The sequence below is a fragment of the Streptomyces sp. NRRL WC-3549 genome (assembly GCF_000721935.1).
GTDB lineage: Bacteria > Actinomycetota > Actinomycetes > Streptomycetales > Streptomycetaceae > Streptomyces.
On sequence record NZ_KL585393.1, the window covers coordinates 111,845 to 123,198 of the forward strand.

Here is an 11,354-nt window from a genome sequence, read left to right on the forward strand (position 1 = left end):
AGAGATGTGTATAAGAGACAGGCCGTATGGCGACCTCGCCCGAGACCGTGGTCAGCCTGATGTCCGTCGGCTCCGCCGCGGTGTCGAGGTCGACCACCATGTCGCCGCTGACGGACTCCGCCCGCACCGAGGTGCCGGCGCCCTCGACGACCGTCAGGTCGCCCGACACGGACTGGAAGCGGAGGTCACCGGTCACGGCCTGGGCCTCCAGGCCGCCGGAGACGGTCTCCGCGCGGACGGGGCCGGAGAGCCCCACCAGTGTGGAGTCGCCGTTGATCCCGCGCAGCTCCGTGCGCCCCTGGATGCCCGAGACGACCGCGCCCGCGCCGATCACCCCGACCTCCACCGCCGCACCGGCCGGCACGGCGAGCGACACGACCGCCCGCCGGCGCGGGTGCCGGCCGGCGAACCAGCTCAGGAACCCCTTCCACGGCAGGTCCTCGTACGCGACGGTCAGCGTGGTGCCCCGCCGCGTGACGACCAGTGGGGGCCCCTCGATCTCGGACACCTCCAGCCGTGCCGTCGGTTCGGGGGTCCCGACGACGTTGACCGTGCCGTCGACGATGCGCACCTGGAGCGCCGTCACGGGGTCGTCGAAGGTGAGCGTCTGCGGCTCGGTGACGGTCCGCGTCGAATCAGGCATGGATCTGACCTCTCGGAGCATGACGGCACGCAATATATCGCGTCTCTGAAGAACACGATATATCGCGGTTGCCGTAAGTCAAGGGGTGGCAGGGCGGAGGTGGGCGACCGGGTCGCGCCGAACGGCCGGTACCGCCTGCCGGAACGGTCCGGGCGCGGCCGGACGATCCGCCGAATCGGCGCACACCGGGCCCGCGCGCTCCGTGGAATCAGTACATACCGGGGCGAGGTGACCTAGCGTAGGAAACATGACCGCTACCTCCGTGGGTGCCCTGCTGCTGTGCCGGGCCGACCCCGAGTCCGTACGGCCGCCGGCGCACCTGTTGCGGGAACGCATGCTGCTCCTGCCCGCCGGCAACGGCTGGAGCGTCCTTGTCCCGGAAGGGAAGCCCTGGCGCGACGGCCCGGGCGGAGAAGACGGACCCGAACCCGTCGACCGGGTCATGGGCGGCTGGGCCACCGCACTCGCGGTGGGTTCCGGCTGGCCCGTCCTCGCGCTGTGGTGGGACGGCGACCGGTCCGGCTACACGCTCGCCGGAGGCTTCCGCCGTCCGGTCGGCTACATCTGGCTGACCGACGGCACCCCGGCCGGTGAGGACGAGGCCATGCGGACGTTCGCGGCCCGTCTGGGCCTCGATCCGGTGCTGGACGTCCAGGAGCTGGAGGCCCTCACCCGGCCGGACCCGGAGGCGGACGCCGACGCCCGGCTCCGCGGTCTGCTCGCCGTGCTGACCCGCACCGGGGTGGCCCTGCCTCCCGGCCTCGCCCCGGGCGAACCGGCCGACCGGCTGCGCACCGCCGCCGACGTCCACCCGCACGCCGACCGGATCGAGTGGGCCGGCTGGCGCGACACCGTGCAGGCGGAGCTCGACGCGGTCGAGAGCACCGGCCTCGGCCCCTGGATGCGCGGCCCGCGCGCCCGGGCCGTCGCCTCCGTCCAGGTCGCGGCGGGGTTTCCGCTCACCCTGTGGGGGGCCCGCAGGCGCAGCGGGGGATGGATCGCGGCGGGGCTCGTCCTGCTGGTCCAGGGGGCGCTGGGCCTCGCCTACGACCGGTTCAGGGCGGAGGCCGAAGCCGGCGCGCGCCGCGGCGGACCGGTGTGGTGACTACTCGTCCTCGTCGTCGTCCAGCCGGGCGAGCCAGGTCGCGAGGCGCTCGACGGGCACCTCGAAGTCGGGGTTGAGGTCGACGAAGGTCCGCAGCTGCTCGGCGAGCCACTCGAAGGTGACCTCCTCCTCGCCGCGCCGCTTCTCCAGTTCCTCGATGCCACGGTCCGTGAAGTACATGGCACCAGGATAACGAGGCCGGACAGGCCGAAGGCCCGGCCCGCGAACATCTCGCGGACCGGGCCTCCTGCGCGTACGGCTGCCGGTCAGGCCTCGAAGACCTCGTTGATCAGCTGGGTCTGCTCGGCCTGGTGGCGCTTGGCCGAGCCGACCGCCGGCGACGAGCCGTGCGGACGCGAGATGCGGCGCAGGCGCTCGTCGTGCGGCACGTCGGCACCCACGGCCAGGTCCAGGTGGTCGATCAGGTTGAGCGCGATGAACGGCCACGCACCCTGGTTGGCCGGCTCCTCCTGGGCCCAGAGGTACTTCTCCGCGTTCGGGTACTTGGCGATCTCCGCCTGGATCTCCGCACCCGGCAGGGGGTACAGGCGCTCCAGACGGATGAGCGCCGTCTCCGTGTCGCCGCGCTTGATCCGCTCGGCGTCCAGGTCGTAGAAGAGCTTGCCCGCGCAGAAGACGACCTTGCGGACGGCCTCCGGCTCGACCGAGTCGTCGCCGATGACCGGGCGGAACCCGCCGGTGGTGAACTCCTCCGCCTTCGAGGCCGCGGCCTTGAGACGCAGCATCGACTTCGGCGTGAAGACGACCAGCGGCTTGTGGTGCGGGTTGTGCACCTGCCACCGCAGGAGGTGGAAGTAGTTCGACGGCAGGGTCGGCATCGCGACCGTCATGTTGTTCTGCGCGCAGAGCTGGAGGAAGCGCTCCGGGCGGGCGGAGCTGTGGTCCGGGCCCTGGCCCTCGTAGCCGTGCGGCAGCAGCAGCGTGACGCCGGAGGTCTGGCCCCACTTCTGCTCGGCCGAGGAGATGAACTCGTCCACGACGGTCTGGGCGCCGTTGACGAAGTCACCGAACTGGGCCTCCCAGATCACCAGGGACTCCGGGCGGGCCAGCGAGTACCCGTACTCGAAGCCCATCGCCGCGTACTCGCTGAGCAGCGAGTCGTAGACGTTGTACCGGGCCTGGTCGTCCGTCAGGTACAGCAGCGGGGTGTAGTCCTCGCCGGTCTTCTGGTCGACGAGCACGGCGTGACGCTGGCCGAACGTGCCGCGGCGGGTGTCCTGGCCGGCGAGCCGGACCGGGGTGCCCTCCATCAGCAGCGAACCGATGGCCAGGGTCTCACCCATGCCCCAGTCGATCGTGCCGTTCTCCACGGAGGCGGCACGGCGCTGCATCTGCGGCATCAGCCGCGGGTGCACGGTGACCGTGTCGGGGATGTTCACCTGGGACTCGGCGATCAGCTTCACGACCTCCGAGGACACCGCGGTGTTCACGGCGACCGGGAACTCGGCCTGAACGTCCGGGACGTGCGGCTGGGACGGCGCGGAGGTGGCCTCGCGGACCTCCGCGAAGACCTTCTCCAGCTGGCCCTGGAAGTCCTGGAGCGCCTGCTCGGCCTCTTCCAGCGTGATGTCGCCGCGACCGATGAGGGACTCGGTGTAGAGCTTGCGCACCGAGCGCTTCTTGTCGATCAGGGTGTACATCTGCGGGTTGGTGAACTCCGGGTTGTCGCCCTCGTTGTGACCGCGGCGGCGGTAGCAGATGAGGTCGATCACGACGTCCTTGTTGAACGTCTGCCGGTACTCGAAGGCGAGGCGCGCGACACGCACCACGGCCTCCGGGTCGTCGCCGTTGACGTGCATGATCGGCGCCTCGATCATGCGCGCCACGTCGGTGGCGTACATCGAGGAGCGCGAGGACTCCGGGGCGGCGGTGAAGCCGACCTGGTTGTTGATCACCACGTGCACGGTGCCGCCGGTGCGGTAGCCGCGCAGCTGCGACATGTTGAGCGTCTCGGCGACGACGCCCTGGCCCGCGAAGGCCGCGTCGCCGTGGAGCGCGACGGGCAGGACCGTGAAGTCCGTGCCGCCCTTGTTGATGATGTCCTGCTTGGCGCGGGCGATGCCCTCCAGGACCGGGTCGACCGCCTCCAGGTGCGAGGGGTTGGCGGCCAGCGAGACCTTGATCTGCTCGCCGTCCAGGCCGGTGAAGGTGCCTTCGGCGCCCAGGTGGTACTTGACGTCACCCGAGCCGTGCATCGACCGCGGGTCGAGGTTGCCCTCGAACTCCCGGAAGATCTGCGCGTACGACTTGCCGACGATGTTGGCCAGGACGTTCAGGCGGCCGCGGTGGGCCATGCCGATGACGACCTCGTCCAGGCGGGCCTCCGCCGCCGAGTCGATGACCGCGTCGAGCAGCGGGATGACGGACTCGCCGCCCTCCAGCGAGAACCGCTTCTGGCCGACGTACTTGGTCTGCAGGAACGTCTCGAACGCCTCGGCGGCGTTGAGGCGGCGCAGGATGCGGAGCTGTTCCTCACGCTCCGGGGCCGGGCGCGGACGCTCCACCCGGTCCTGGATCCACTTGCGCTCCTTCGGGTCCTGGATGTGCATGAACTCGATGCCGGTGGTGCGGCAGTACGACTCACGCAGGACGCCGAGGATGTCGCGGAGCTTCATGAGCGTCTTGCCGGCGAAGCCGCCGACGGCGAAGTCCCGCTCCAGGTCCCACAGGGTGAGGCCGTGCTCGGTGATGTCCAGGTCGGGGTGCTTGCGCTGGCGGTACTCCAGCGGGTCGGTGTCGGCCATGACGTGGCCGCGGACCCGGTAGGAGTGGATCAGCTCGAAGACCCGCGCGGCCTTGGTGACGTCGTCGTCGTGCGAGGCGTCGATGTCCTTGAGCCAGCGGACCGGCTCGTAGGGGATGCGCAGCGCCTTGAAGATGTCGTCGTAGAAGTCGTTCTCGCCGAGCAGGAGCTGGGCCAGGACGCGCAGGAACTCGCCGGACGCCGCACCCTGGATGACCCGGTGGTCGTACGTCGAGGTCAGCGTCATGACCTTCGAGATGCCCAGCTTGTTCAGGGTGTCCTGCGAGGTGCCCTGGAACTCCGCCGGGTAGTCCATCGCGCCGACGCCCATGATGAGGCCCTGTCCGGGCATCAGGCGGGGCACCGAGTGCACGGTGCCGATGCCGCCGGGGTTGGTCAGCGAGGCGGTGACACCGGTGAAGTCGTCCATGCCGAGCTTGCCGACACGGGCGCGGCGGACGATGTCCTCGTACGCCTGCCAGAACTCGAAGAAGTTGAGCGTCTCGGCCTTCTTGATGGCCGCGACGACCAGCTGGCGGTCGCCGTTCGGCTTCACCAGGTCGATGGCCAGGCCGAGGTTGACGTGCTCCGGCTTGACCAGGGTCGGCTTGCCGTCCTTGACCGCGAAGGAGTGGTTCATCGACGGCATGGCCTTGAGGGCCTGCACCATCGCGTACCCGATGATGTGCGTGAAGGAGATCTTCCCGCCGCGGGCGCGCTTGAGGTGGTTGTTGATGACGATGCGGTTGTCGAAGAGCAGCTTCACCGGCACGGCGCGGACGGACGTGGCCGTCGGCAGCTCCAGCGAGGCGTTCATGTTCTTCGCGACGGCGGCCGACGGACCGCGCAGCGTCACGTACTCGGGGCCGGCCGGGGCCTCGGTGGTGCCGTCGGCCTTCCCGGCGGCCGGAGCGGCCTTGGCGGCCGGGACCGCCTTGGCAGGGGCCGCCTTGGCGGGCGCCGCCTTCGCCGGAGCGGCCTGAGCCGCGGCGGGCTTGGCGGGTGCGGCCGGAGGGGCCGCCTTCGCCGCGGCGGCGGGGGCGGGCGAGGGGGTTGCGGCCTTGGCCGGAGCGGGCGCGGAGACCGGGGCGTTGTTCGCCGCCGACGTCACCGGGGTTCCCGCCGCAGCGGGGACGGGCTTGTCCGCCGTGCCGGACGTGCCCGGCTTGTAGTCGGCGAAGAAGTCCCACCAGGCGCGGTCGACCGAACTGGGATCCTGGAGGTACTGCTGGTAGATCTCGTCGACGAGCCACTCATTGGCACCGAACGCGGCCGCCGGGTTGGACCCGGAGCCCGCTTCTTGATCGGTCGAGATACTCGAGTTACTGGGGGACTGAGACGACACGGCGGCAACCGCCCTCTTCCGCTTCACAAGGTGATGGACAGCGGAAATCAAGGCTACGCCCCCCGAGCCGTTACGTGCAGGCCGGGCCGGTCTTCGTCGTGCACATCACATCGGAAGCCGGGTTTCGGCGCATGAAATGGCGGGAAACAAGCGGGGTTCCGCTGCACTTCGGTACGCGAGGCCGAGGTTCGGCCCCTTGGACCGTATCTCGTTCCTGGTCAGGAGGGAGAACCTGGCCCTCCGGTTCGAACTCCGGGTCAACCGCGCAACTGCGGATTCCCCGGAAGGGTGACCTGGATCCGGCAGCCCCGAGCTGATTCGGCCACTCCGATACGGCCGCCGTGGAGATCCACCGCCCAGCGGGCGATCGCCAGTCCCAGCCCCGTACCGCCGTCGCTGCCGGGGCCCTGCGGGGACGGCGCCTGCCCCCGGTTGAAGCGCTCGAAGACCCGGTGGCGCTCGGCCTCCGGGATGCCCGGGCCCTCGTCGACGACCTCCAGCTCCAGCGACTCCGGGTACCGCCCGCGCCGTGCCAGCACCGTGACCCGGCCGTGCGGCGGGCTGTGCTTGACGGCGTTGTCGATGAGGTTGGCGACCACCTGGTGCAGCCGCTCCGCGTCCGCGTGCGCGGTCAGCTCCGGCGGTGACACGTCCAGGTGGAGGTGGACGTCCGTACGGGAGTGGTTGCCGGAGCCGGAGGAGAGCTCGCGGTGCGAGGCGGCGAGGTTCGCCTCCTTCAGCACGCCCGACAGATACGGCCACACCTCGAAGCGGCGCGCCTTCAGCGTCACCACGCCGTTGTCCAGCCGCGAGAGGTCCAGCAGCGTCTCCACCAGCCGGCCGAGGCGTTCCGTCTGTTTCAGTGCCGTGCGCATCGTCTCGGGGTCGGCGGCGGACACCCCGTCCACCACGTTCTCCAGCACGGCCCTGAGCGCCGCGATCGGCGTGCGCAGCTCGTGGGAGACGTTGGCGACCAGCTCCTTGCGGTGCCGGTCCTCCGCCTCCAGGTCGTCCGCCATGCGGTTGATGGTCTGGGCGAGGTCCCCCAGCTCGTCGCGGCGCCCGGCGCCGCTCACGCGTCTGGTGTAGTCGCCGTGCGAGATCGACCGGGCCACGGCCCGCATCTCGTCCAGCGGCGCCGTCAGCCCGTGCGCCACGAACTGGGTGATGAGGAGTGTCGCGATCACCGAGAAGACCGTGATGAACCGGAACTCGGTCCGGGTGCGCAGGGCGACGATCAGCAGGCCGGTGGTGATGAACACCGAGACCACCACGAGCGTGCCGAGTTTCGCCTTGATCGAGAAGGGCCGCAGTCCGGAGCCGGGCCGGGTCATGGCGCGGGGGTCTCCAAGGCGTAGCCGACGCCGTGCACGGTCCGGATCCGCTCGGCGCCGATCTTCCGGCGCAGAGCCTTGATGTGGCTGTCGACCGTGCGCGTCCCGGAGGCGTCCGCCCAGTCCCACACCTCGGCGAGCAGCTGCTCCCGGGAGAGCACCGCGCGGGGCGTGTTGGCCAGGCAGACCAGCAGGTCGAACTCGGTCGGGGTGAGGTGGACGTCCTCGGCGCGCACCCGGACCCGGCGCTGTGCGTGGTCGATCTCCAGTTCGCCCAGGCGCAGGATGCCGCTGCGCGGCGTCACCGCGGCCAGTGCGGCCCGCTCGACCCGGCGCAGCAGGACGTGCACCCGCGCCGCCAGCTCACGCATGGAGAACGGCTTCGTCATGTAGTCGTCGGCGCCGACCCCGAGCCCGACCAGCATGTCCGTCTCGTCGTCCCGTGCGGTGAGCATCAGCACCGGCACCGGGCGCTGGGCCTGCACACGGCGGCAGACCTCCAGTCCGTCGAAGCCCGGCAGCATGATGTCGAGCACCATGAGGTCGGGCTGCCAGGACTCGGCCGCGTCCACGGCCGCGGGTCCGTCCAGCGCGGTCTGCACCAGAAAGCCCTCGGCCCGCAGACGGGCGGAGATGGCGTCGACGATCGTCGCGTCGTCCTCGACCACCAGGACCCGGCGCTGGGCCCCGGGGGTGGCCGCGACGCCGTTGTGGGTGGTGTGTGTCAGTTCCATCGCCCCGCCCCTGCCCGTTCTCGCGGAGAGCATTCCCCTCAAGACGCGGTTTTCGCTCGTGGTTTCGTGGGGCACAGCCCCTGTGCCGCTCAGCAGCGTAAGGGGCGAGGGTGCCTTCCGGCTACGCAGGGTGTTGCCCCGGCCGGATGAGCGCCCCCGGTCGCGGAGGCCGACCGCCGACCGGGGACCGCTCACCCCGCGGGGTACCGGGGCCGTGCATACCGGGCGGGGGTTCAGCCCGCGCGCAGTGCGAGATGGACCACGTCCGGAACACCTCGGGCAACCGCTACTTCTTCGGTCCGTACCGCGTGGAACCCGGCATTCCGCAATGCTTCCTCGAACGCCGTGGAGGGCTGTGCGGACCACACGGCGAGCACTCCGCCGGGCGTCAGACGCGCCCGGCAGGCCGCCAGACGAGTAGAGGCTTCCGTTGTCCTCGGTGACCGTCCAGTCGGGGCCGTTGTCGATGTCCAGGCACAGTGCGTCGTAACGCTCCGTGGTCGTATGGAGGTAGGTCACGAGGTCCGTCCGCAGGATCTCGGTACGCGGATCGGCGAGCGCCGTGCCGGAGATCCGGCTCAGCGGTCCCGCCAGATGCCAGTCGACGACCGCCTCCTCCCGCTCGACCACGGCGATCCGCCCCCAGCGGGGTTCGCCGGCGGCCCGTACGAGCGAGAACCCGACGCCCAGCCCGCCGATGAGCACGGCCGGATCCGGGCGCCCGGCGGGCAGGGCGTCGAGCGCCGCGTCGATCAGCAGCCGCTCGGAGCGCCCGTCGGAGGTGTCCATCAGGAAGCACCCGTTGGCGATGATCTCGAAGCCGTCGCCGCGCTTGCGCAGGACGACTTCGCCGTGCGGCCCCTCGCGCCGGTCGAGGGTGACGGGGGTGGGGATGTCGGTGGCGGTCATGGGCGCTGTCTCCGGTCTCCGGTCGGCGGGCATGGCAACCGCCCATCCTTCCCCGGATCACCGCGCCGGAGCCAACCGGCGCCCAGGGCGCGGGCGCCTTTCCCCGGCGGGGAATCCCGGGCGGCCCGCTGGTGCTGACCGGGAGGCGGAGCGGAGTGCGCCTCCGGTCGGGCGGGGCAGGGGCACCGAGGCTGATCGCTCAGAGCGAACAGGGGTTGGGGAACATTCGGCGGCTCACAAGCATTGAGTCTGCATAGCTCAACTTGCTTGCCGAAGGGGAGATCATGACTGCTGAGTCCAACGCGTCCCGTACGTACCCGTCGATCGACCTGCCCGTGCTGCCGCTCGACGACGAGGTCGTGCTGCCGGGAATGGTGGTCCCGCTCGACCTGTCCGACGCGGAGGTGCGCGCCGCCGTGGAGGCCGCCCAGGCCGTCGCGCGCCCCGGCGGCGGCAAGCCCGAGGTGCTGCTCGTGCCGCGCGTCGACGGGAACTACACCGGGATGGGTGTCCTGGGCACGGTCGAACAGGTCGGACGGCTCTCGGACGGGGACCCCGGCGCCCTGATCCGGGCCCGCGACCGGGTGCGCATCGGCGCCGGCACCAGCGGGCCCGGGAGCGCGCTGTGGGTGGAGGGCACCAGGATCGAGGCCGCCTCACCCGACCCGTCCCCGGCCGCGTCCGGCCGCGGCCCGCAGGCCGGCTCCGCCGCCGAGCTGGTCAAGGAGTACAAGGCGCTCGCCACCAGCTGGCTGAAGAAGCGCGGTGCCTGGCAGGTCGTGGACCGCGTCCAGCAGATCGACGACGTCTCCGCGCTCGCCGACAACTCCGGATACTCGCCGTTCCTGACCACCGCCCAGAAGGTGCGGCTGCTGGAGACGGTCGACCCGGTCGAGCGGCTGAAGCTCGCCATCCAGTGGCTGAGTGAACACCTCGCCGAGCAGGACGTGGCCGAATCCATCGCCAAGGACGTCCAGGAGGGCGTCGACAAGCAGCAGCGCGAGTTCCTGCTGCGGCGCCAGCTCGACGCCGTGCGCAAGGAGCTCTCCGAGCTCAACGGCGACCCCGAGGACGAGTCCGACGACTACCGGGCCCGCGTCGAGGCCGCCGACCTGCCCGGCCACGTCCGTGAGGCCGCCCTCAAAGAGGTCGAGAAGCTGGAGCGGGCGTCCGACCAGAGCCCCGAGGGCTCCTGGATCCGGACCTGGCTGGACACCGTCCTCGAACTGCCCTGGACCGAGCGCACCGAGGACGCCTACGACATCAAGGGCGCCCAGGAGATCCTGGACGCCGAACACGCGGGCCTGGCGGACGTCAAGGAGCGCATCACCGAGTACCTCGCGGTGCGCAAGCGGCGTGCCGACCGGGGACTGGGCGTCGTCGGCGGCCGGCGCGGCGGTGCCGTGCTGGCGCTGGTCGGCCCGCCCGGGGTGGGCAAGACCTCACTGGGCGAGTCCGTCGCGCACGCCATGGGCCGGAAGTTCGTCCGCGTCGCGCTCGGCGGTGTCCGGGACGAGGCGGAGATCCGGGGCCACCGGCGTACGTACGTCGGCGCGCTGCCCGGACGTATCGTCCGGGCGGTGAAGGAGGCCGGCTCGATGAACCCGGTCGTCCTGCTCGACGAGATCGACAAGGTCGGCTCCGACTTCCGGGGCGATCCGGCCGCGGCTCTGCTGGAGGTGCTCGACCCCGCGCAGAACCACACCTTCCGCGACCACTACCTGGAGGTCGAACTCGACCTCAGCGACGTGGTGTTCCTGGCCACGGCCAATGTGCTCGAAGCCATCCCGGAGGCCCTGCTCGACCGTATGGAGCTGGTCCGCCTCGACGGCTACACCGAGGACGAGAAGGTCGTCATCGCCCGTGACCACCTGCTCCCGCGCCAGCTGGAGCGGGCCGGCCTGGAACCCGACGAGGTCACCCTGGACGAGTCGGCGCTGCGCAAGCTGGCCGGCGAGTACACCCGGGAAGCCGGCGTGCGGAATCTGGAGCGGTCGGTCGCCCGGCTGCTGCGCAAGGTGGCGGCCCAGCACGAGCTGGGCGAGCGGGAACTGCCGTTCACGGTGACCGACGCCGACCTCAGGGGCCTGATCGGGCGCCCGCACCACGTGCCCGAGTCCGCCCAGGACCCGGCCGAGCGCCGCACCGCGGTGCCCGGCGTGGCCACCGGCCTCGCGGTGACCGGAGCCGGCGGCGACGTGCTGTTCGTCGAGGCGTCGCTGGCCGATCCGGAGACCGGGGCGTCCGGGCTGACCCTCACCGGCCAGCTGGGCGACGTGATGAAGGAGAGCGCGCAGATCGCCCTCAGCTTCCTGCGGTCGCACGGCGCGGAGCTGGAGCTGCCGGTCGCGGACCTCAAGGACCGCGGCGCGCACATCCACTTCCCGGCGGGCGCGGTCCCCAAGGACGGCCCGAGCGCCGGCATCACCATGACGACGGCGCTGGCCTCGCTGCTCTCCGGGCGGCTGGTCCGCACGGACGTGGCGATGACCGGCGAGGTCTCGCTGACCGGGCGGGTGC

The 11,354-nt window shown here is 71.2% G+C and carries 7 protein-coding genes and 1 pseudogene; 2 read left to right on the forward strand and 6 right to left on the reverse strand.

What is annotated here, in order from left to right; genetic code table 11:
• A partial coding sequence (locus IH13_RS0110450; RefSeq protein ID WP_063837425.1) for a DUF4097 family beta strand repeat-containing protein occupies window positions 1–643 on the reverse strand: 643 nt, incomplete at its 3' end.
• Between the two features lie 247 nt (window positions 644–890).
• Between IH13_RS0110450 and IH13_RS0110455 the strand changes: the two genes are divergently transcribed.
• Window positions 891–1,748, forward strand: a complete 858-nt coding sequence (locus IH13_RS0110455) for a hypothetical protein (protein ID WP_031083164.1) — start codon at window positions 891–893, stop codon at window positions 1,746–1,748.
• On the opposite strand, the gene IH13_RS0110460 is transcribed toward IH13_RS0110455, so the two are convergent.
• From IH13_RS0110460 to IH13_RS40690, 5 genes and pseudogenes are all read right to left on the reverse strand, one after another.
• The gene (locus tag IH13_RS0110460; RefSeq protein ID WP_014048295.1) at window positions 1,749–1,928 is read right to left on the reverse strand and encodes a DUF6104 family protein; all 180 of its coding nucleotides are present in this window, start codon (window positions 1,926–1,928) and stop codon (window positions 1,749–1,751) included.
• 86 nt (window positions 1,929–2,014) lie between these two features.
• On the reverse strand, window positions 2,015–5,857 hold the full coding sequence (locus IH13_RS0110465; protein ID WP_031083165.1) for a multifunctional oxoglutarate decarboxylase/oxoglutarate dehydrogenase thiamine pyrophosphate-binding subunit/dihydrolipoyllysine-residue succinyltransferase subunit: 3,843 nt from the start codon (window positions 5,855–5,857) through the stop codon (window positions 2,015–2,017).
• 257 nt (window positions 5,858–6,114) lie between these two features.
• Window positions 6,115–7,191, reverse strand: coding sequence for a HAMP domain-containing sensor histidine kinase (locus tag IH13_RS0110470; RefSeq protein ID WP_031083166.1), 1,077 nt, complete (start codon window positions 7,189–7,191; stop codon window positions 6,115–6,117).
• Window positions 7,188–7,925, reverse strand: coding sequence for a response regulator transcription factor (locus tag IH13_RS0110475; RefSeq protein ID WP_031083167.1), 738 nt, complete (start codon window positions 7,923–7,925; stop codon window positions 7,188–7,190). The genes IH13_RS0110470 and IH13_RS0110475 overlap by 4 nt, the downstream gene beginning before the upstream one ends.
• Before the next feature lie 233 nt (window positions 7,926–8,158).
• A pseudogene (locus tag IH13_RS40690) lies at window positions 8,159–8,834 on the reverse strand (spermidine synthase).
• Window positions 8,835–9,118: 284 nt separating this feature from the next.
• On the opposite strand from IH13_RS40690, the gene lon reads away from it, so the two are divergent.
• Window positions 9,119–11,354: endopeptidase La (gene lon / locus IH13_RS37160; RefSeq protein WP_031083168.1), on the forward strand; the 2,236-nt coding region annotated here is incomplete at its 3' end.